Origin of the sequence: Actinacidiphila yeochonensis CN732, assembly GCF_000745345.1 — a bacterium.
GTDB lineage: Bacteria > Actinomycetota > Actinomycetes > Streptomycetales > Streptomycetaceae > Actinacidiphila > Actinacidiphila yeochonensis.
This window is the reverse complement of the sequence record NZ_JQNR01000005.1, coordinates 1,319,368-1,340,857: the sequence shown is the minus strand read 5'-3', so window position 1 is coordinate 1,340,857 and position 21,490 is coordinate 1,319,368. Positions and strand designations below refer to the sequence as shown.

The following is a 21,490-nucleotide window of genomic DNA, read 5'->3' as shown; positions in this document are numbered from 1 at the left end:
CCGAGCTGCGTCCCGTTCTGGAGCCGGTGCCGTGGGGTGGGGGGTGGTGTGCTGCGCATCGTAAGCAGGGCGCGACGCCGCGTCGATATCACGCGCGGCGAAAGCTGCCCTCGCGGGCGGAACACCGGCCGGCGGACCACGGCGGGATGCCCGCTCCCCCGCCGCGCCGGAACCGCTGCGAGCTGGGCACCTGTCCGGTGGCGGGGCGGCGCCCGGCGGCGGCCCGCCGTCCTGGACGGCGCAGCGAACCCCAGCACAATCCAGCAGCCGCCGACCGGCGCTTCGTCGTACCCCGGGTGGTGCCGTTGGCGTGCGGCCGCGGCTCCTCGGCGCCGACCGGGCCGGAGGTGCCGTACGGCCGTGGGCCCCGCCGGCTCGGCGGCGGGGCCCACGGGGATGCGGCGAACCGGCTCACCTGCCCACCGGCTCACGGAGGCCCGGGCGCACGGGCGCACGGGCGCTCGGGCGCACGGACCCGCGGACCCGCGGACCCGCGGACCCGCGGACCCGTCTACGGGAAGGAGACCACGTTGCTGGGCGTGGTGTTGGACGCGGTGACCGCTCCGGTGTCGTTGATGACGTGGGTGATGGTGCCCACGCCGCCGAGCGAGACGGTGAGCGCGTCGTGGAACTTCACGCCCGGGGTGTTCGGCACCTCGAAGGCGTGGTAGTTGTTCACGGCCGGGTTGACGTTGAAGTAGCAGTAACTGCCCAGCCCCCATGCCTCGTGGCTGGTGACGTTGGCGCCGACCTTGTAGGCCGCGTAGCCGTTGACCCCCGACGAGCTCATCCAGGCGGCCTGGTTGGGCGGGTCGTACGGGTTCTCGTTCTGGAAGAAGATCGTCTTCCCGTTCTGGCCGTTCCACACCACCTCGTACTTCTGGTAGTGCTCCACGAACAGGCCGTCGGCCAGGACGTTGGCGCCGTTGACGGTCAGGCCGGTGTCGGCGGTGTTGGTGGTCCAGCCGACCGTGCCGGCGTTGCCGTGGTCGGCCCGCCAGGCCCAGATGTGGTCGATGATCGTGTCGTTGCTGTTGACCACCAGGCTCTGGGTCGCCTTGCCGGCCACCTCGCCGCCGATCCGGAAGAACACGTCCTGGATCGTGGTCGGGTTGGCGGCGTGGCTCGCCGAGGAGCCGGAGGGCCCGACGGTCAGCAGGGCCTGGGAGTTGGTGGTGCCCGCGTCGAAGAGGAGCCCCTTGATCCGGACCCCGTCCACGTCCGCGACCTGCATCGCGTTGACGCCGTTGTCCGGCACGAAGGTCGGGTAGCCGACGCCCAGGATCACCGTGTTGGCCTTGGTGACGTTGAGCGTCTGGCTGAGGTGGTACACCCCCGGGGTGACGAAGAGGTTGCAGCCCTCGGCCAGCGCGGTGTTGATGGTGGCCGCGGTGTCACCGGCCTTGACCACGTAGAACTGGCTCATCGGCAGCGAGCTGCCCGGGGTGCTGCCGCTCGCCCAGCTCGGGCCGGAGGCGTTGGTGCGCAGGCTCGGCAGGAACACGTGGTACTTGCCGGAGCCGTCGATGTAGAGGTAGGGGACGTCGCGGGAGACCGGGGTGGTGCTCAGGGTGGTCTCCGGCGGGCTCGGGAAGGTGGTGGCCGGGGCGCCGCTCACGCCCGAGAAGACCATGTTCCACACGCCGCCCGACCAGCTGCCGAGGCTGCTGTCCCGGGTGTACCACTGCTGCTGCGAGACCGACGACGCCTGGCCGCTGACCTTGGTGTCGGCGATGTAGCCGCCGCTGGCGTAGCCGTAACTGGCCGGGTAGAGGGCCAGGTTGCCGTGCACGTCGATGCGCCGGAAGGGCGCGGCCTGGGCGACCGCCCAGCGGTCGGTGCCGCTGGAGGGGTTGATGGCGAGGTTCTCGGCGGACCGCCAGAAGTTCTGGGTGGCGTTGCCCGCGTCGGAGGCGTTGAAGGCGTCCACGGTGACGTCGCCGTTGATCGTCACGTCGTCCGGGTTCTGCCCGAGCCCGGCCACCGAGGTGTAGAAGCCGACGTTGTCCTCGACGCTGTAGGTGCCGGGCTTGAACAGGTCGGCGACCCGGTTCTCGCTGAACTGGGCGGTCTGGGTGTCCTTCATCTGGGCGAACTGCGCGTCCAGTTGGGACTGGATGGCGGTGCTGCCCATCGACGGGTCGAAGATGTGGACGTTCGAGCCGAAGTCGGGGGTGTCGGACTGCGCCGGGCACCCGGCGGCGGTGCTGCCGATGGTGTAGGTGGCGCTGGCCACGGCCGAGGTGGTGGAGCCGGACTTCACCGCGATCGCCTGGAGGGTGGTGGTGGCGGCGACGTTGATCGCTCCGCTGTAGGTGGCCGAGGACGCGGTCGGCGTGCTGCCGTTGGTGGTGTAGTGGATGGCCGCGCCCGAGGTGGCGTCGGAGATCGTCACCGACTGGGCGGAGGCGTAGGTGCCGCCGCCCGGGCTGAAGGTCGGTGTGGCGACGGTCCCGGCCGGGGGCGTGGTGGTGGTCCCGCCGCCCTGCGTGTAGGTGAACTGCGGGGTGTCGTACTGCGGTCCGCCCTTGGTGTAGGTGAAGGAGTAGGTCAGCACCGACCCGCTGGACAGGCCGCCGACCGTGTAGGTCCAGGCCGAACCGGCCGCCGTCATCTGGACGTTCTGCTGGTTCGCGCTGTTCACCAGGTAGTGCACGATGACGTAGGAGGAGGCCGAGGTCGGCGTGAAGGTGAGCTGGGCCTGGGCGGCGCCGGTCTGGCTGACGCTCTGGGTGTAGTCGGAGGAGTCCGCTACGGCGGTCCCGACCGTCTCCGACAGGCCGAGCAGTCCGGCCAGCAGCAGGGCGAGGGCGCCGAGCACGGCGACGGCACGCCGTCTGGGCCGTGCGGCGGGCCCGGACCGGGCCTCGGTGAGGAATGCGCGCATGACGTGGGGGTCCTTTCACCCGGGTTCACGAGGTGAACGCCGATCCGGCGCGGAGCGCGGGGGTGGGGGGTGGATTGTGGAGATGGATCGCGCACTGTGCCATGCAATCCGTTGGTGATTCGCCGCAGCAGCCTCTGAATCCATTCCAGAGAACGCTCTCACTCTACGGACCAAGGGGTGATTGCCTCTTTATGGCAGTGTCAGGTGGTCCCGGCCGACCGTCAAGAAGCCGGACGGGATTGCTGTTCCTTGTTCGCCGTCCCGCATTCGGGTGCCGTTCCGTTTACCCGGTGGTGGCGGCTTTGCGTTCCGGCGGCGGCGGCTTCAGCCCCTTGAGCACCTCCAGCACCGGCGCCATGCTGGGTCCGCCGCGCCCGCGGCCGACAACGGACCCGGACCGGACCCCGGCCCCCGGACCCCCGGACCGAGTCCGCACCCGACCCCCGACCGGTCACCGAAAGGACAACGATGGCTTCGTCCTCCTTCCCCCTGGACCGTCGTACCCTGCTGCGCGGAACGCTGGCGGCCGGCGCCGGCGTCGCCGTGGGGCCGTTCCTGCTCTCCGGCTCCGCCTCCGCGTACACCTGGTCGCGGACCCTCCAGCAGGGGATGACCGGCGCCGACGTCACCGAACTGCAGATCCGGGTGGCCGGCTGGGCCACCGGCAGCGCCGGCCAGACCCGGGTGGCCATCGACGGGGACTTCGGCCCGGGCACCGCCACCGCCGTCCGCCTCTTCCAGTCCGGCTACGGCCTGTCCTCCGACGGCATCGTCGGACCCGCCACGCAGGCGCAGCTCAACGCCCTCCAGCAGTCGGACGGTTCCACCACGCACTTCGACTTCAGCGAGTTCACCGACCGCGTGAGCGGCACGTTCGACGGCGGCAAGGTGACCGCCGCCGCGGCCAAGGAGAACGTCCGCCGCACGATGTACAAGCTCGAAGCGCTGCGCAAGAAGCTCGGCAACACCCCCATCACCGTCAACTCCGGCTTCCGCAGCGTCTCGCACAACGCCTCGGTGGGCGGCGCGAGCGACAGCATGCACCTCTACGGCACGGCCGCCGACCTCGACGTCCCCGGCGTCGCCAACAAGACCGTCTACCAGAAGGCGGAGACCTGCGGCTTCTCCGGCCTGGAGACCTACACCGAGGACCACCAGCACGTCGACAGCAGGGCCGACCTGGGCCGCGCCTGGTGGTGGCAGGACGGCACCGTCTGAGCGGTCCCGACGCTGGGGCGCCCCGGTGGCCAGGAGGCCGCCGGGGCGCCGCACCAGCAGGTCCGGCCGTGCGTGACACGCGTTCGGCCGCCCTGCCCGGGGCAGGGGGCGACCGGTGCTCCGTCCGCGGCCGTCAGGGCGTCACTTGGTGATCGTGACCGACGTGGTCGCGGAGGCGGCGCCGTGCGTGGCGTCGCCGGCGTAGTCGACCCGGTAGACGGCGGTGCCCTTGACCAGCGGGATGTCGGCCGCCTTCCAGACCCCGTCGGCCTTGACCGGCACGGTGGTGACGACCGTGCCGTCGGGGTGCGCGGAGTCGGTCCGGGTGAGCGTCACCTCGCTGCCGGACGGGATCGACGCCGTCGAGGTGAGGGTGCCCTTGAGCGTGAGCGCCTGCCCCTTGGGGGCGGTGGCGGGCGCGGTGATCGTCAGCGTGCTGGGGGCCGCGGGCGTGCTGGTCGAACCGATCACCTGGAGCGAGATCGGGGCGTCGTAGCCGGTCGAGGTGAGGGCGAAGAGCAGCTTGCCGCTCGGGTCCCAGGCCAGGCCGTCGGGGAGCACCCGCGCCTCCAGCGCGTAGGTCTGCTCGGGGGTGGTCTGCCCCTGGGCGAAGACGTAGAGGTCGTCGTCGAAGGCGGGGTCGATGCCGGCCGCCACGGTGCCGTCGGGGGCGATGGCCACCGCGTCCGGGTACGGGCCGGTCGGGTAGGTCCCGTCCGGCGACAGGTCCGCGAGCTTGAAGACCTGCTGGACGTACGGGGCGCCGCTGGCGGTGACCAGGTCCTTGCCGTCCGGGGTGATCGCCATGTCGGTGATGGAACCGGTGCCGCCCGACTGGGTCCCGGGGTCCCACACGGACGCCTTCGTGACGGCCGTCCCCGAGGAGACGTCGTAGACGGTGACGGTCGGCGGGCTGGAGTAGCCGTCCGCGGCCACGAGCACGCCCGGCGCCGCCGGTGAGGCCGCCAGGACCGGCGCGGCGTAGAACTCGTACGCCGTCGAGGGGTCCAGGGTGACCTGGGGGTCGGCCGAGTCCACGTCGACCGACCCGATCCTCCCCCCGCCGGCCGCGCCGTACCCGAACCACAGGGTGTCGCCGACCAGGGCCAGGTGGGCCGGGGCGGTTCCCGTGCCGGTGGGGTAGCGCGCGGACTCGGTGAGCGTCGCGGTGTCGACGGCGGAGATCGCGTCGGCGCCGGGCAGTGCCACGAACAGCGTGCCGGAGTCCGGCGACAGCGCCAGCCCCTCCGCCCCCTCCTCGCCGGTGATCTGCCCGACGACCGTGCCGGAGTAGTCCGTCACCAGGATCTCGCCCTCCGCCGGATCGCTGATCAGCAGATGCTTGTGCACCCCGTCGACGACGACGGCGGCGGACGAGGTGATCGGCAGCGGCGCCGTCGTGTCGGCCGACGCCGGGACCGCCACCGCGGCCAGCAGCGTCCCCGCCGCCGCGGCCACCGCGACCGAGAACCCCAGGGACTTCCTGCGCATGGACATACGGATCCCACCCCCCATTCACGAACCGTGCGGCGGACCGCCCGCCGCGCCTTCCGCAACCTAAGCCACAGGGCCGACAACTCTCCTTCTGTTTTTGGGAGTCGGGCATCCCGTCGACCTGCCGGCGGCCGGCGGGTGGACGGCCGGCGGGTGGACGGCCGGCGGCATCGTCAACGCAGGACCAGCAGGTCCATCCAACTCGTCGCCGGCTCCTCCGGGTCGGCGGCGGCCGCCGCGCGCAGGCGGGCCAGGCCCCGGGCGTAGGCGTCGTCGCTGAGTGAGCTGAGCTTGGTGTCGGTCTCGCGGCGCAGCCGGTCGGCGTAGTGGGCGAGGGTGGGCGCCGACACCTGCGGGAGCGGGCGCAGCGCGGTGCGCCGGAAGCCCACCGCCGCGAAGGCCGCCGTGACCTGCTCGACGGTGGGGTAGCCGGCGACGCTGTCCGCGGTCTCGGGGAAGAAGCGGACCCGCAGGTCGCGCTCGCCGCGGCCGGGAAAGGTGTTGCGGATCAGGACCGGCGCGCCGGGGCGCAGCGCGCGCCGCAGCTCGCGGGCGGCGGCGGCCAGGTCGCCGATGTGGTGCACCACCGACCCGAGCCACGCGGCGTCCGCGCGGCCGTCGGGGACGGGCAGGGCCTCCGCGCGGCCGTCCAGCGCCTCGACACCGGGTCCTGTCGGTATCAACGCCCGCATGGCGGGGGCGGGTTCGACGGCCAGCACATGGACGCCGTACCAGTCGTGGAAGGCCCGGGCGAACCCGCCGGTGCCCGCGCCGACGTCCAGGACGGTCCAGCCGGGCTGGAGCGCCGCCTCCTCGGCCACGGCCTGCCGCCACGCGCCCAGCCCCTCGCGGGGGATCTCCCGCGCCGCCCGGTACGCGGCGGCGGTCTCGGCGTCGTATCCGGCTCCTGGCATCGCTGCTTCTCCTGCTCCTCGTACGTCACCTGACCTGGTGCCGCTGGACCGGTGACGGTCCGGCGGCGGGCCGGGCGCGGGGCACCGCGCCGGGCACCACGCCGGGGACCACGCCGGGCACCACGCCGGGGACCACGCCGAGCACCGCCCGGCCGAAGCCTCGCACGCCGTGCCCGTCAGCCGCACTGCCAGGTGAACACGGCCTCGTCGAAGCGGCGTTCGGCCAGATCCTCGGGGCGGATCAGCCAGTAGAGGGTGCCGACGTCACCCCAGAGCATGCCCGCGTCGCCGTCGCTGTCGATCTGGGCCAGCGGCAGCAGGCGGTTCGCCTCCGCGAGCAGCCGGGGGTCGTCCCACGCCACCCGGCCCCCCAGGAGGGCGTGGGCCACCTCCAGCTCCACCGGGTTCTGCACGGGGTCCGCGTGGCCGCCGATCTGGTGTCCGGTGCCGTCGCGCAGCGCCCAGAGGGCGTCGAGGAACTCCTCGGCGACCACCGGGTGCGCGCGGCCGAAGCGGGCGTCGGGCCCGAACGTCCGCTGTATCAGGGGGTGCGAGGGGTCGGGCGCGGTGACCCGTACGCGTGCGGTGAGCGGTACGCGGGGATACGGCGGCAGGCCCTCCGGGGCGGTGCGCTCCTCGGTGGCCTCGCCGGCCGGCACGAACAGGACACGGGCGCCGGGCCGGGTCTCGGGGTCGTCGGGCAGGACGAGTGCCTCACCGTCGTCCACCTGTCCGTCGAAGGAGAAGAAGAGCAGCGTCCCGTCGGACGGCAGGGCGATGTCCAGGGCGATGTCCAGGGCGCCGACGGCCAGACCGGCGCAGTCGACCGAGGCGACGAAGGAGAGCGGACCGTGGCCCTCCCACACCGGCCAGTCCGTGCCGGCCGGCAGCCTGGGGGTGCCACCGAGCTGTCCGACGACGGGGTCCGACCCCGTCGCCTTCTCCAGGCAGGCGGCGGGGCGCAGCAGGGAGAGCCAGCGTTCGGCGTCCTGGGGCGGCAGGTGCTTCAGGGCCAGGGCGCGCAGTTCGTCGGATGTTCCGCGTGTCATGTCAGGCATGATCTCCGCCGCCACTGACAGCGCCGCCGCCGGTGGCGCGGGCGGCCAGGGCCAGCAGCTCGTCCACCGGCCACTGGTCGTAGGCGTGTTCGCCGTACTTGGCCGCCAGCACCCGGCCGTCGGGGGCGATCAGGAAGTCCGCGGGCAGGCCCAGCCGCCCGCCGTGCGGCCTGGACGACGGGGCGCGCTCCTGGCGGCGGAGCAGCGTCCACGTGCTGCGCAGCACGGCGCGGGTGACGGGAGCCCAGGCTCGCGGGTGCAGCAGCGCGCGCGGGGCCGACTCGACCCCGAACTCGGCGTACAGCCGCTTCTCCGGGTCGGCCACCACGGCGAAGGGGAGGCCGGCGACGTGCTCCAGCAGCTCCCCGGCGGGAGAGTGGAAGACCACCACCTCGCGCACGCCGGCCGCCGTGATCTCGTCGTGGCGGCGCACCACCGACCGCAGGTGGAGGTTGCACACCGGGCAGCCGGCGAACCGCCGGAACTGGAGGTGGACCAGCCGTCCGGCGTCCGGCACCGCGACCCTGCCGCCGGAACCGCCCGAACCGCCGGAACCGCCGGCGCCGCCGCGGCCGCCGGGCCCACCGGGGCCGCCAGCGCCGCCCGCGCCCGTGCCGTCCGTGACGGTGTCGAGCTCGCGGGCGGTGACGGACGAGCCGGGTTCGACCCGCCGGCCGGGTGCGGGACGTGCTGCTCTGCTCATGGCTTCCCCCTGGTAGGCCGTCGCTCCGTAGGCGTACAGCACACGCTTACCAGCGTAGGCGTATGCCGTACGCTGTCAACCGCCATGCCACGACCACGCACCCTCACCCCCGAGCAGATCACCGCGGCCGCGCTCGACGTCCTCGACCGCGACGGGCTCGGCGGCCTGTCCATGCGGGCCGTCGCCCAGGAGCTGCGGATGAGCACCATGGGCCTGTACCGCTACGTGGCCGACCGGGGCGAGCTGGAGCGCCTCGTCGTCGAGTCGGTGCTGGCCCGCGTCGACGTGCGGCCGCCCCCGGGCCTGCCGTGGCGGGAGCGGATCGAGGCCCTGGTGCGCCGGCTGCGCGAGGCCGTCACCGCCCACCCGGCCGTCGTACCGCTGTCCGTCGCCCACCGACACCGGTCGCGGGAGGTGGCGCGCTGGTCGGAGGCCGTGCTCGGCGTCCTCAGCGAGGCGGGGTTCGACGGCGCGCCGCGCGTGGTGGCGCTGCGCGGCCTGCTCTCCTACGTCATCGGGGCCGTCCAGCTGGAGGAGCTGGGCCCGCTGGCGGGCGAGGGTACGGCGGTGCTCTCGGCGCTGCCGGACACGGAGTTCCCGCTGCTGGCCGCGACCGCCCGGCACGCCGCGGAGGTGGACGCCGAGCGGGAGTTCTTCGACGGGCTCGCCGCGCTGCTGCGCGGGCTGCGCACCTGACGCGACGTCATATCACGGTCGGCGGACCACGGACCACCGTCACCACCGCTCCCAGCGCCCCCACGGCGATCAGGGAGAACGCCGAACGGCGCGGGTGTCCGAAGTTCCGGCCCGCTGTGAACCGGGGGTTCACCGGCGGCCACCCGGGAGTTCACCGCCGACCGACAGGTTCTGAGCCATGACCTCAAGTCCCCTCTCCCGCAAGCGCGTCCGGATCGCCATCGCCATCGGCGCCACCTTCGCCGTGGTGGGCGCGGGCACCGCCGCGGCCCAGGCCGGCGGTTGGCTGTCGGCCCCCTCGCACGACTTCGGCGCGACCGCCGACACCTTCTCCGGCAAGGGCCCGGTGTCCGGTGACGTCCTGCGCAACGACGTCGGCGCGACGGCGGTCGTACGGCACACCGCCCCGTCCGACGGCACCGTGACGGTCGACGCGGACGGCACGTTCACGTACACGCCGAAGGCCGGCTTCAAGGGCACGGACACCTTCACGTACACCACGACCGACGCGGTGCGGCTCTTCAAGGACACCCAGGCGGACGGCTCCCCGCTGGCGCCGCTCGCGAAGGTGGCCGGCCCCGGCGGCACCACCACCGCGATCTCCGGTGAGGGCTTCGGCTCGTCGCTCGCCCCGGTACCCGGGAAGTCGGGCTACTTCTACGGGCTCACCGACCGCGGCCCGAACGCCGACGCCCCCGACGGCAACAAGTCCGAGATGCTCACCGGCTTCACGCCCGAGATCGGCGAGTTCAAGCTGGTGGACGGCAAGGCCGAGCTGGTCAAGAAGGTCACCCTGAAGGGCCCGAAGCGCCTCGGCGGGACGAGCTACAGCGGCCGGCCGCCGCACGACACCAGCGAGGTCATCGACGACGTCGCCGCGACCAACGCCGACGGCGGCACCCCCGCGCCCGTCGCCAAGGACCCGTACGGCTACGACTCCGAGGGCCTGGTGGCGCTGCCCGACGGCACCTTCTGGGTCTCGGACGAGTACGGCCCCTACATCACCCACTTCGACGCCAACGGCTACGAGCTGGGCCGGCTGACCCCGTACCGGAACAGCCCGGACAACGCGGACCACACCATCCTCGGGTACCTGCCGGCCGAGCTGGCCGACCGTGCGACGAACAAGGGCATGGAGGGCCTGACGATCACGCCGGACGGCTCGACGCTGGTGGGCGTCATGCAGTCCGCGCTCCAGCAGCCCGACCTCGGCACCACCAAGGCGTCCAAGGTCGCGGCCACCCGCATCGTCACCGTCAACCTGCGCACGTACCAGACCAAGCAGTACCTGTACCTGCTGGACGACCCCGACGACACCGGCGACGCCAACAGCGAGATCACCGCGCTGTCGGACACGAAGTTCCTGGTCGACGAACGGGACGGCAACTACGAGCCGTTCGCGAACAAGACCCTCTACGAGGTGGACACCAACGGCGCCACCGACGTCAGCGGCCTGACGATCGGCGGCAAGTCGCCCGAGGCGTTCGTCGGCAAGGACGACACCGACACCGCGCTCGCCGCGCTGACCGAGGCGGGCGTGCACGTGGCCCAGAAGCAGCCCTACCTCAACGTCGGCTCGCTGGTCAGCCAGCTCGACCCCACCGGCGCCTTCTTCGCGCACGACAAGGTCGAGGGCGTGGCCACCACCGATGCGGGCAGGACGCTGTACCTGTCCAACGACGACGACTTCGGCATCGACACCATCTCCGTCGACCCCGACGGGAAGTGGACCGTCCACCAGAAGGTGCTGCCGCCCACCGGCCAGAGCGACAACGGCGAGATCCTGAAGGTCGACACCACCAAGCTGCCGGCGGTCCTCAAGACCGTCACGGTGACGATCAACGTGCGCTGACGCCCCGCGTCCCACGCCGTCGGGCCCGTCCGCTCCCACGCGGTCGGGCCCGTCCGCCGCCGCTCCGGGCGGGCCCGGTCACTCCGGCGGGCCAGCCCGTTCACTCCGGCGGCGGCCCGGCGGGCGTGACCCGGGCCGCGGCGGACGAGAATGAAGGCCATGTCCTCACTCTGGTCGATCGGCTCGCGCGACTCGGTCCTGTCCATCGCCTCCACCGACTCGGTGCTGTCGATCGGCTCGGTCGGGTCGGCGCTGTCCGTCGGGTCGGTGGCGTCGTTCGCCTCCGCCGGCTCGCTCGGCTCGTCGATGTGCGCCCTGTCCGTCGGCTCGTTCCAGTCGTTCGGCTGCTGGCTGTCGGGCCAGTCCCACGGCTCGGTGCTGAGCTGGCGGTCCAGCGGCGCCGTCCTCGCCGACCACACGGCCACCCGGCCCGCGAACCCGCTGCCGCGAGCCGTCCTCGCCGCCGCGGCCACCGCCGCGGCGGGCCTGGCCTGGTGGCAGCTCCGCCGCGCCTTCCGGTGACCGGCGTCGTCGTCCGCGTATGAGGGGCCAGGGGGACGTCGGACCCGCGCGGGGCGCTCCCCGGCGGAGAAACCGCCCGCGTGGATGGCCGACGGGGCTCTGGACAGACGGGCGGGGCTGGGCGACGCTTCTGCACCATGAGCGCCCCTCCGTTCCAGGCCGCCGTGGGACCTTCGCTGGCCGCGGCCATCGGCGCCGTCGCCGAGCACACCGCGCGGTTGCTCCGGCCGTGCGCGGACACCTCCGTGCCCATACCCGGCGCGTCGTGGACCGTCGGGGAGGCGGCCGCGCACCTGTTCAAGGCCAACGAGCTGATGGCCGACCTCGCCGCCGGCCGGGAGCGGACGTACGGCGACGGGACCGCCGGGAGTCTGGCCGCGGCCAACTCCGTTTCGCTGGCCGCCTTCACCGAACGGGACGGGACCGTCCTGGCGGACGGGATCGTACGGTGCGCCGAGGCGTTCACCGAGGCGGCCCGGACCCGGCCGGCGGACGCGCCGGTCTTCACCCCGCTGGGGCCCATGGACCTGGGCACCCTCGGCTCGTACCTGCTCACCCACATGCTCGGGCACGGCTACGACATCGCCGTCGCCCTGCGCAGGCCGCACATGATCGACCGCGAACGGGTCGACCTGACGCTGCCGTTCCTGACCACGGCAATGCCCCGGGTGGTCAACCCGCGCACCGCCGCCGGGCACAGCGCCTGCTACGAGCTGCGGCTGCGCGGCGGGTCCCGGTTCGCGGCGACGTTCACCGACGGCGCGGTGGACGTGACCGCGCGGCCGCCGCGGCGCCCGGACTGCACGATCGTGGCCGAGCCGGTCACGTTCCTGCTGCTCGCCCTCGGCCGGTGCACGAGCATGGGCGCGCTCTCCCGGGGGAAGATCGTCGCCTGGGGGCGCAAGCCCTGGCTCTCGCCCCGCTTCACCTCGCTGTTCACCGCCCCCTGAGGCTCGCCTGAGCCCCGCCCTGGGCCCCGCCTCTCGGCCTTTCCCGCCGGCCAGGACGCCGGCGGGAAAGGCCGAGAGCTACGACTGGTTCAGGCCAGGCCAGCTCAGCTCAGGTCGAGGGTGGGCTGGTACATGTCCATCCACAGGGCGAGATCCAGCGTCCGCTCCATGCCGCGCCGCGACGCCTGGTTGATCTGCGGGCTGTCGACGGCCACCGCGCGCGTCATCCAGTCCCGGCTGACGAGGTCGAAGACCTGGTGGGAGGGGTTGGCCAGCAGGTCCTTGAGGGCGTTCTGGAGCGCCACCGCGTAGGCCGGGTCCTGCGTGGACGGGTAGGGGCTCTTGACCCGGTCGTAGACGGACCGGGGCAGTACGTCGGCCGTCGCCTCGCGCAGCAGGCTCTTCTCCCGGCCGTCGAAGGACTTCAGGGCCCACGGAGCGTTGTAGACGTACTCCACCAGCCGGTGGTCGCAGAACGGCACCCGCACCTCCAGGCCGACCGCCATGCTGGCCCGGTCCTTGCGGTCGAGCAGCACCCGGACGAAGCGGGTCAGGTGCAGGTAGGAGATCACCCGCATGCGGAACTCGAAGTCGCTCTCCCCGTCCAGCCTCCGCACCCCGGTCACCGCCGAGGCGTAGCTGTCGCGGGTGTAGCCGTCGAGGTCCAGGAGCTTGCCGAGGTCCTGGTGGAGGATGGCGTCGTCCTCGCCGAAGTGCTTGGAGAACTGCGCCAGCCACGGGAAGTTCCCGCCCTTGCGCGCCTCCGGGTCGAAGAACTGGAGGTATCCGCCGAACACCTCGTCCGCCGACTCCCCCGACAGCGCCACGGTGGAGTGCTCGCGTATCGCCTTGAACAGCAGGTACAGCGAGGCGTCCATGTCCCCGAAGCCGGCCGGCAGGTCCCGGGCGCGGATCACCCGGGAGCGCACCTCGGGGTCGGCGAGCTGCTCGGAGTCGAGCACGATGTCCTGGTGGTCGGTGCCGGACTCGCGGGCGACGTCGTGCACGAACGGCGTGTCCGGGGTGGTGCGCAGCTCGTCGGCGACGAAGTTCTCGGTGCGGCCGGCGAAGTCCACCGCGAAGCTGCGCACCGTCCCGCCGGTCTCGGCGAGTTGGCGGGCCGCCAGCGCGGTCATCGCGGAGGAGTCCAGGCCGCCGGAGAGCAGGGTGCACAGCGGGACGTCGGCGACGAGCTGGCGGCGGACGATGTCGTCGAGCAGCGTCCGCACGTGCGCGATGGAGGTCTGCTGGTCGTCGGTGTGCGGCCGGGTCTCCAGCGTCCAGTAGGCGTGGGTGCGGACGCCGCCGCGGTCGACGGTCACCACGGTGCCGGGTTCGACCTCGCGCATACCGTGCCAGACCGCGTGGCCGGGGGTCTTGACGAAGGCGAACAGCTCACGCAGGCCGTCGGCGGTCACGGTCCGCCCGGCGAGCGGGTTGGCCAGGATCGCCTTGGGCTCGGAGCCGAAGAGCACGCCGTCGGCCGTCGGGTAGTAGTAGAAGGGCTTGATGCCCATCCGGTCGCGGATCATCACGAGCTTCTGCTCGCGCTCGTCCCAGATCGCGAAGGCGTACATGCCGTTGAGCCGCTCGGCGACCGCAGCTCCCCACTCCAGGTAGCCGTGCAGCACCACCTCGGTGTCCGAGTCGGTGGTGAAGTGGTGGCCGCGCGAGGCCAGTTCGGCACGGAGCTCGTGGAAGTTGTACGCCTCCCCCGAGTACACCATGGCGACCTCGCCGCCCGGGGTGCCGACGCTCATCGGCTGGCGCCCCCCGGGCAGGTCGATCACCGCGAGCCTGCGGTGGCCCAGGGCCGCGGGTCCGCTGACCCAGGTGCCCCGGTCGTCCGGCCCGCGGCAGGACATCGTCTCGGTCATCGCGTCGACGGCCGCCTGCTCCGCCCGCAGGTCACGCTGGTAGGAGATCCATCCGGCTATTCCGCACACGTCTCTTCCTCCCGCTCGCTCGATTCCGCCCCCGTCACCGCCCGGCGTCCCGCAGACCGTGGACCGCTGTACGCGGACCGCGGAACGCCGGGCACCCCCGAAACACGCTCGTCACACGAATCATGTGTAGAGAGCATCTATACGGATCGTCATCCGCGCCGAGCCGCCAGTCAACGGACGACGGCATCGCGGATCATTGCAAGAGGCAACTTTCGGTCACGCCCACCTGACCTGCGGAAACAGTGGTTTCGTGGGCGTACGGCGCCCCGCACCCAGCGGTGCCCGCCGCCGTCCGCCGGCACCCCGACGCCACCGCGCGGGCGGCGCGGCGCAGCTCACGGCCGTGCAGCCGTCCATCCGTATACGACCCCACCCGTCACCACGTCCCCACTCGGACCCGCGCGGCCGCCGGCGCCGAACGACCGGAATCCTCAGCCGACCCGGGGACGCGGGCCCGCACCGGCCGCGAGAGCGCCCGTACCACCACGGCGGCCGGACGGGGCGAAATCAGCCGACCTCTCAACACGGTTTGCACGGTGGGGAGTTGAGTGAGTACGGGCAGCGACGTACACCGTGCCCGCACCGCCCCGCCCGCAGTCCGCCCGCGGGGCCCTCGTCGGCAGAAGTCGACGGAGGCCGGTGGAAGCCAGCGGACGCCAGCGGGCGTCGACGGAAGCCAGCAGAAGGAGAGGAGAGGCAGCATGCGCACCCCGCGACGCCTCAGGCACTGGATCGGCGCTCTGGTGGGCGCCTCGGCGCTGATGGTCCTGGCCGGTGGGCCGGCCTCGGCCGCCGTACCGATCGGCCAGCCCGTGACGGGCGAGATGACGTACTACAACGACGCCGGATACGGCGCCTGCGGCACCCCCGTCGACGCGTCCACGCAGTACCTGGTGGCCGTCTCCTACCAGTGGTGGACCGCCGCCAACCCGAACAACGACCCCCTCTGCCAGGGGATATCGGTCCAGGTCACGTACGGGGGCCGGACGCTCACCCTCCCCGCGGCCGACAAGTGCCCCAGCTGCGACGCGACCCACATCGACCTCAGCCAGCCGGCGTTCGCCGAGTTCGCGCCGCTGGGCACGGGCGTCGTCACCGGCGTCACCTGGGAGTTCGTCTCCTCGGGCGGCGCCCCCACCCAGCTCGCCGCACCCACCGGCCTGCACGTCACCGCCACCACCGCCGGCTCCGTCTCGCTGGCCTGGACGGGCGTGGCCGGCGCGGCCTCGTACCACGTCTACCGCGGCGGCGTCCTGGTCGGCTCCACCACGGGCACCTCCTACACCGACACCGGCCTCGCCTCGGGCACCTCCTACAGCTACACCGTGGCGGCGGCCGACACCGCCGGAACCGCGGGCGCCTCCTCGGCCTCCGTCCCGGCGGCCACGGCAAGCACCACCGGCGGCTCCGGGTGCCCGGCCGCCTGGCAGGCGTCGGCCTCCTACGCCCCGGGCGCCACCGTGTCGTACAACGGCCGCAGGTACACCGCCACCGCCTACTCGACGGGTGCCGTCCCCAGCGATCCCGCCTCCTGGGCCGCCTGGTCCGACCGCGGCGCCTGCTGACGCGGGGAGCCCCGCCGCCCCGCGAAGGCGGCGCGGCGGGGCTCCCGGTACTTCCGGTGCTTCCGGTGCTTCCGGGTCTCCCAGTGCTCCCGGTGCTCTTGGGCCGTGGGGTCAGCCCACGTCCTTCCAGTGGGTGTAGGCGCTGACCATCTGGTAGCTGCGGCCCGGGCAGTAGAAGGAGCCGCTCGCCGAGTCGTAGTGGGTGTCGGAGTTCGCCGAACTCGCGGCGGACCAGACACCGTTGTCACGCACCGAGATGCCGCTGGACTCGAAGGTCAGGCCGGCCATGTCGGCGCAGGAGTACGCCTGTCCGGAGGTGCCGACGGTGGAGTAGAGCTCCTCGATGTCCCAACCGTCTGTGCGTCCGGACTGGTTGGTGCCGGACTGGGTGAACAGGGTGTCCCAGGCGCCGGTCGCGTAGTTGTAGAGGGACGCGCTCCAGGTGTTGGAGGCTGTGGAGGTCCGGATGACGCGTCCGGTGTAGGCGCCCGAGCCGTTGGTGTAGGTGCTCAGGAAGGAGCTGTTGACGGGCACCGAGGCCGCGAAGGCGACGCTCTTGCACCAGTCCCAGGCGGAGACCGCGCGCACCGACTGCGTGTAGACGGTGACCAGTTCGACGCAGGAGCCGCCGGGCGGGTACATGGTCGGCGTGTAGATGGTGGTGTAGCCGTCCTGGACCGCGAGCGAGGTGGAGACCGACTGGGTGGCGCAGGAGCCGTCCGCGCCGGACTGCGCCAGGAAGGAGGTGCCCTGCGCCGGGTGGATGTCGACCTGCGGCTTGACCGCGGCGGAGCCGAGCGCGGAGGCGGCTCCGGCGGCGCTCTCGGCGCCGAGCGCGCCCTTCGCCGGAAGCCCGTACTGGGCGCGGCGCTGCGCGGTGAGCGGGGAGAGCCGCTGCTGGACCTGCGCCTGGGTCAGGGCTCCTTGGACGGCGCTGCCCGAGGCGGCGGCGGAGCTGCAGGTGGCGGTGGCCGCGGGGCTCGCGGCGGCGGACGTGGAGGGGGCGGGGCTGGCGGCGGCGCTGCCCAGGCCGCAGCCCAGGACCATGGCCGCGGTGGTGGCGAGGACGGCCGCCACGGACTTCGGACTTCTCACGCTGATGCGATCCTCTCGGGAGGGGTCGGGGACGCGCGTCAAAGCATGCCCATGACAATGCATCGCGATCCGAAAGAGAAGCCCCCGGCGGGATGTCGTCCCCGCGGTGGCGTGGAACGTCCGATTCCACCGTCCCGTACGGGTGTTGCGTCCCGATCCGCCCGAAGGCCCTACCGCGCGGGTGCCGGCGGGCCGGGGCGCCGCGCGAGGGGACCGCGGTCCGGGCACCCGCGTCGAGGAGTCGCGCTCCGGGTGCCCGGGACGCCGGGGGGCGGCCGTCCGGTCAGTCCCGGACGGGGAGCGGGCCGCGGTCGGCGGCCCGCTCGGCCCGCACCGCCGGGCTGGTCCGCCGCAGGACGGTGAGGGCGACGAGCGCGGCGGCGGCCAACAGCCCGGCGCCGACGGTCAGGCCGAGCGCGTAGCCGTCGGTGAGGGCCGCGAGGGACGTGCTCCGGCCGGTGCGGTGGTGTGCCGCGGTGCCGAGGGCGGCGAGCCCCAGCGACGCGCCGATCTGGCGCGAGCTGTTGAGCAGACCCGAGGCGGCACCGGCCTCGTGGGACGCGACGCCGGCGGTGGCGACGGAGACGACCGGCCCGAGGCAGAGCCCGAAGCCGGTGCCGGCGACGACCGAGGGCCCGAGGACGTCGGCGGCGAAGGAGCCGTCCGGGCCGATCAGGCCGAACCAGGCCAGCCCGGCCGCGGTGAGGAGCCCGCCGAGGACCAGCAGGGAGCGCGGAGCGAGCCGGTAGCCGAGCCTGACGGCGAGCACAGTGCCCGCGACCAGCACGAAGGTGAACGGCAGGAACATGGCCCCGGTCAGCGCGGGTCCCGTCCCGAGGACCTGCTGGACGTAGAGGGACAGGAAGTAGAAGGCCGGGGTCATGGCGGCTCCGACCAGGAGGTTGAAGAGGTTCGCCCCGGCCACCGAGCGGTTGGCGAACAGGCCGGGACGGATCAGCGGTTCACGGGCGGTGGTCCGCTCGACGTGGACGAACGCGGCCAGCAGCAGGGCGGCGGCGGCCAGCGTCGTCAGGGTGACCGCCGAGGTCCAGGCGTACCGGTCGGTGCGCACGACGCCGAACACCAGCAGCACCATGCCCGACGTGGCCAGCGCCGCGCCGAGCAGGTCCGGCCGTCCGCCGCGGCCGGCCGGACGGCCGCCGGCGACACCGCGCCACGCCAGGGCCAGCGCGCAGCCGGCCATCGGCACGTTCACGAACATCACCCAGCGCCAGCCAGCGTACTGCGTCAGCAGCCCGCCGATCACGACCCCGAGGGCGCCCCCGGCCGCGTTCGTCGCGCTCCACACCCCGAACGCCCGGACCCGGGGCCGGCCCGCGGGGAACGTCGCGGTCAGCAGTGCCAGCGCGGCCGGGGCCAGCGCGGCGGCCCCGACGCCCTGCGCGGCGCGGGCGGCCACGAGTTGGCCGGGGTCCCGCGCGAGGCCGCCGGCGAGTGAGGCGAGGCCGAACAGGGCGAGCCCGAAGAGCAGGACCCGCTTGCGGCCGTACCGGTCGGCGGCCTTGCCGCCCAGCAGGAGCAGGCCGCCGAAGGTGAGGGCGTAGGCGTGGATCACCCAGGTCAGCCCCACCGCCCCGAAGCCGAGGCCGGCACCGATCCGCGGGAGTCCGACGTTCACGACCGACAGGTCCAGCGACACCATGAACTGCGCGAGGGCCACCACGGCGAGCACCACCCCCAGCCGAGCGCCCGGACCGCCCTCCCCCTCGACCCCGCTCACTCCGCCCATCCCGTGTGCCCCCCTCTTCTCGTCCTTCTCCCTCTTCTCGTGCTGCTTGTGCTTCCCGTGCTGCTCGTTCGTCCCGTTCCTCATCGCGGACCGTCCCCCGTCATCGGCGCCAACTTTTCGAACGCGTTCCGGAACATGTTCCGAAAGTAACACCGCACCCGGCGGGCCGGGAAGCCGAACGGCCCGGGAACCGGCCCCTTCCCGGGGCGGCGGAGGGCTTGACGGCATGATGGGAGGCATGCCCCGACCGCCCGCACCGCACGGCCGCGCCAGCCGGTCCCCCGCCCCCCAGGGCCGTACCGGCCGGCCGCCCCGGACCTCCCGCGCGCAGATCCTGACGGCGGCCCGGCAGCTCATCGAGCGGGACGGCTGGGAGCAGCTGACGATCCGCCGGCTGGCCGCCGAGATCGGCGTCGGGGCGACGACGCTCTACCACCACATCCGGGACCGGGAGGACCTGCTCGTCCAGCTGCTCAACCACCACATCGAGCAGCTCGACCGCCCGCGCCCGCCGGACGACCCGCGGGAGCGCGTCATCGCGGCCGCCACCGCGATGCACGACGCGCTCGCGGCCTGGCCGTGGGCGGCGGAGGTCCTCACCACCGACGGGTTCGTCGGCCTCCTCGACGAGTCGGCCCTCTGGATGGTCGAGGAGATCGTGGCCGGGGCCGACGACCACGGGTGCACACCCGAGCAGTCCGTCGGCCTCTTCCGCGACATCTGGTACTACACCGTCGGCGAGATCCTCGTCCGCGCCCGCACCGCCCGCGGCCAGGCGTACGGCGAACCGCCCGCCTTCCGCGAGGCGTTCGACCCTGAGCGGGCGCCGCACCTGGCCGCCGTCGGTCGGCGGTGGCACGCCCTGGCCGCACGGGACACGTACCCGCAGGGGCTGCGCGCCCTCGTCGACGGGCTGTTCGCGCGGGCGGATGCGACGCCGTCCGGGGCTGGGGCCGGGGCCGGGGCCGGGGAAGAGCGTCCGGCACCGCACGCACCACGCTGACCAGGTCCCCCGGAGCGAACCCGACGGCCCGCCCGGGTCCCGGGGCACCCGACCGTCAGGGCGCCGCGGTGCCCCGGTCGCGGACGCCGGCCAGGGTCTCGGGGAGGTCGGAGAGCCGGTCCAGGCCGTGGACCGCGCGGGCGGTGCGGGGGTTGTGCTCCAGCCGGGCCCGGTGGCGGTGGAGGAAGGCCCAGTAGCCCGCCGTGTAGGGGCAGGCGCGCTCGCCGGTGCGGTCCCCCGGGCGGTAGGCGCAGCCCGCGCACAGGTCGCTCATCCGGTCGATGTACGCGCCGCCCGAGGTGTAGGGCTTCGTCGTCATCAGGCCGCCGTCGGCGTACTGGGACATGCCGACGACGTTCGGCAGCATCACCCAGTCGTAGCCGTCGACGAAGCACCGGTGGAACCAGTCGGTCACCGCGGCCGGGTCCCAGCCGTCCTGGAGCGCCCGGCTGCCCAGGACCATCAGCCGCGGGATGTGGTGGGTCCACCCGGTGTCGCGGACCTGGGCCAGCACGGTGGACAGGCAGCGGGCCGTCACCGCCTCCGCGTCCAGCTCGGCGAACCAGTCGGGCAGCGGGGCGGTGTGCCCCAGCTCGTCGCGGTGCCGGTAGTCCTCGCCGAAGTGCCAGTACAGCAGCCGGACGTACTCCCGCCAGCCGGCGATCTGGCGGACGAAGCCCTCCACGCTGTTCAGGGGCGCGGCCCCGGACCGCAGCGCCTTCTCGGCCCGCCGCACGCACTCGTCCGGGTGCAGCAGCCCGAGGTTGAGCGCGGGGGACAGCCGGCTGTGGGCCAGCACCGGGTCGGCGGCGAGCACCGCGTCCTCGTACGGCCCGAACGCGGCCAGCCGGTGGCGCAGGAAGTGGCGCAGCGCGGCCAGGGCCTCCCGCCGGGTGGCCGGGAAGCCGCGCGGCCCGTCCCGGCCGACGAACGACACCCGGCCCTCGCGCTCCCAGCGGTCCAGGTCGTGGCGGACCTCGTCGTCCACCGCGTCCTCCGAGGGGCGCCACGGCGGGGGCAGGTCCAGCGCGGCGCGGCCGGACGGCGGCGGTTCGCGGTTGTCGTGGTCGAGGTTCCACCGTCCCCCGGCCGGGTCACCGCCGTCCATCAGCAGGCCCTGCTCGCGGCGGACCCAGCGGTAGAAGTCCTCCAGCCGCAGCCGACCGCCGTGCCCGCCCCCATGCCCGTCCCCGCCCCCGTGCCCGTGCCCGTCGCCGTGCTTTCCGCCGTGCTCGCCGACCCAGGCCGCGAACTCCTCCCGGGTGACGAGGTGGCCGCGTTCGGGCAGCACGTCCACCCGGTCCAGCGCGCCGACGAGGCCGGCCGCGGCGCGCGAGGTCGGCGGGAAGACGGTGACCCGGCCCCGGGGCACCGCCCGTCGCAGCCCCTCCCGGTAGGTGTCGGCGCGGACGTACACCGCCCGGTCGCCCAGCTCGGCCGCCCGGTGCCGCATCGCGGAGAGCACCAGGTGGGCCTTGGCACGGTGGAAGCGGCGCCGGGCGAACACCGAACGGGCCTCGATGATCACCAGCGGCGCGTCACGGTCGGGCCCGCCGTGCCGCGGGTCGATGAAGTGCGGGCCCAACTGGTCGCCGAAGAGCCAGTGCGGTCGCGTCGCCAACGCCGCCGCCTCCTCCCCTTCGACCTCGCCCGGTCTCGCCCGGTCTCGTCCAACGTCGTCCGACATCGACCGCCGTCGTCCGACGTCGTTCACCGTCGTTCAGCCTCGTTCGATGTCCTTCGAGGCGTTCGGTGGCCTTCGAGGCGTTCGATGTCCTTCGATGTCGTTCCGACCCTGGCACGCCGCCGCCCGCCCTGCCCGCCGTGACCGCCCGCC

General features: G+C 73.5%; 17 protein-coding genes. 7 read left to right on the top strand and 10 right to left on the bottom strand.

Translation table 11 applies throughout. The features are described from left to right. Window positions 1-511 precede the first annotated feature (511 nt). Window positions 512-2,887, bottom strand: coding sequence for a chitobiase/beta-hexosaminidase C-terminal domain-containing protein (locus BS72_RS17525; RefSeq protein WP_051951207.1), 2,376 nt, complete (start codon window positions 2,885-2,887; stop codon window positions 512-514). 468 nt (window positions 2,888-3,355) lie between these two features. Between BS72_RS17525 and BS72_RS39580 the strand changes: the two genes are divergently transcribed. Further along, window positions 3,356-4,105: a D-Ala-D-Ala carboxypeptidase family metallohydrolase gene (locus tag BS72_RS39580; RefSeq protein ID WP_037911699.1), complete on the top strand. Its 750-nt coding sequence runs from the start codon at window positions 3,356-3,358 to the stop codon at window positions 4,103-4,105. Between the two features lie 141 nt (window positions 4,106-4,246). Here the strand turns inward: BS72_RS39580 and BS72_RS17515 are convergent, their stop codons facing one another. The 5 genes from BS72_RS17515 to BS72_RS17500 all read right to left on the bottom strand — a co-directional run bounded on the left by BS72_RS17515 (window position 4,247) and on the right by BS72_RS17500 (window position 8,274). Beyond that, a complete protein-coding gene (locus tag BS72_RS17515; RefSeq protein ID WP_051951206.1) occupies window positions 4,247-5,602 on the bottom strand; it encodes a YncE family protein in 1,356 nt (451 codons plus the stop codon). A gap of 170 nt (window positions 5,603-5,772) precedes the next feature. After that, entirely contained in the window at window positions 5,773-6,513 is a 741-nt protein-coding gene (locus BS72_RS17510; protein WP_037911696.1) for a class I SAM-dependent methyltransferase, read from the bottom strand. 25 nt (window positions 6,514-6,538) lie between these two features. After that, window positions 6,539-6,679, bottom strand: a complete 141-nt coding sequence (locus tag BS72_RS36580) for a hypothetical protein (RefSeq protein ID WP_157856265.1) — start codon at window positions 6,677-6,679, stop codon at window positions 6,539-6,541. A 10-nt stretch (window positions 6,680-6,689) separates the two neighbouring features. Continuing rightward, window positions 6,690-7,562, bottom strand: a complete 873-nt coding sequence (locus tag BS72_RS17505) for a YwqG family protein (protein WP_198545915.1) — start codon at window positions 7,560-7,562, stop codon at window positions 6,690-6,692. A gap of 1 nt (window position 7,563) precedes the next feature. Beyond that, window positions 7,564-8,274, bottom strand: a complete 711-nt coding sequence (locus BS72_RS17500) for a peroxiredoxin-like family protein (protein ID WP_078901840.1) — start codon at window positions 8,272-8,274, stop codon at window positions 7,564-7,566. Between the two features lie 84 nt (window positions 8,275-8,358). On the opposite strand from BS72_RS17500, the gene BS72_RS17495 reads away from it, so the two are divergent. The 4 genes from BS72_RS17495 to BS72_RS17480 all read left to right on the top strand — a co-directional run bounded on the left by BS72_RS17495 (window position 8,359) and on the right by BS72_RS17480 (window position 12,294). Then, window positions 8,359-8,970 (top strand): TetR/AcrR family transcriptional regulator, encoded by a 612-nt coding sequence (locus tag BS72_RS17495; protein WP_037911691.1) that lies wholly within the window; start codon window positions 8,359-8,361, stop codon window positions 8,968-8,970. Between the two features lie 178 nt (window positions 8,971-9,148). Beyond that, window positions 9,149-10,822, top strand: a complete 1,674-nt coding sequence (locus tag BS72_RS17490; protein WP_037911689.1) for an esterase-like activity of phytase family protein — start codon at window positions 9,149-9,151, stop codon at window positions 10,820-10,822. A gap of 159 nt (window positions 10,823-10,981) precedes the next feature. Beyond that, window positions 10,982-11,344, top strand: a complete 363-nt coding sequence (locus BS72_RS17485) for a hypothetical protein (RefSeq protein ID WP_037916412.1) — start codon at window positions 10,982-10,984, stop codon at window positions 11,342-11,344. A gap of 137 nt (window positions 11,345-11,481) precedes the next feature. Next, window positions 11,482-12,294 carry a maleylpyruvate isomerase family mycothiol-dependent enzyme gene (locus tag BS72_RS17480; protein ID WP_037911687.1) on the top strand — a complete coding sequence of 271 codons (813 nt, stop codon included), beginning with the start codon at window positions 11,482-11,484 and terminating at the stop codon, window positions 12,292-12,294. 104 nt (window positions 12,295-12,398) lie between these two features. Here the strand turns inward: BS72_RS17480 and asnB are convergent, their stop codons facing one another. Beyond that, on the bottom strand, window positions 12,399-14,240 hold the full coding sequence (asnB, locus tag BS72_RS17475; RefSeq protein ID WP_037911684.1) for an asparagine synthase (glutamine-hydrolyzing): 1,842 nt from the start codon (window positions 14,238-14,240) through the stop codon (window positions 12,399-12,401). A gap of 701 nt (window positions 14,241-14,941) precedes the next feature. Here asnB and BS72_RS38420 point away from each other — a divergent pair. Further along, complete coding sequence (locus BS72_RS38420; RefSeq protein ID WP_063836095.1) at window positions 14,942-15,805, top strand: cysteine/serine endopeptidase inhibitor; 864 nt, start codon at window positions 14,942-14,944, stop codon at window positions 15,803-15,805. Between the two features lie 111 nt (window positions 15,806-15,916). On the opposite strand, the gene BS72_RS37315 is transcribed toward BS72_RS38420, so the two are convergent. Together BS72_RS37315 and BS72_RS17455 are read right to left on the bottom strand one after the other, a co-directional pair. Next, window positions 15,917-16,900: a hypothetical protein gene (locus BS72_RS37315; protein ID WP_198545914.1), complete on the bottom strand. Its 984-nt coding sequence runs from the start codon at window positions 16,898-16,900 to the stop codon at window positions 15,917-15,919. A gap of 283 nt (window positions 16,901-17,183) precedes the next feature. Beyond that, on the bottom strand, window positions 17,184-18,650 hold the full coding sequence (locus BS72_RS17455; protein ID WP_051951204.1) for an MFS transporter: 1,467 nt from the start codon (window positions 18,648-18,650) through the stop codon (window positions 17,184-17,186). A 238-nt stretch (window positions 18,651-18,888) separates the two neighbouring features. Here BS72_RS17455 and BS72_RS17450 point away from each other — a divergent pair, with 238 nt between their 5' ends. After that, window positions 18,889-19,653, top strand: a complete 765-nt coding sequence (locus BS72_RS17450; RefSeq protein ID WP_051951951.1) for a TetR/AcrR family transcriptional regulator — start codon at window positions 18,889-18,891, stop codon at window positions 19,651-19,653. A 55-nt stretch (window positions 19,654-19,708) separates the two neighbouring features. Here BS72_RS17450 and BS72_RS17445 read toward each other — a convergent pair whose 3' ends face one another. Then, the gene (locus tag BS72_RS17445) at window positions 19,709-21,274 is read right to left on the bottom strand and encodes a cryptochrome/photolyase family protein (RefSeq protein ID WP_037911682.1); all 1,566 of its coding nucleotides are present in this window, start codon (window positions 21,272-21,274) and stop codon (window positions 19,709-19,711) included. Window positions 21,275-21,490: the final 216 nt, after the last annotated feature.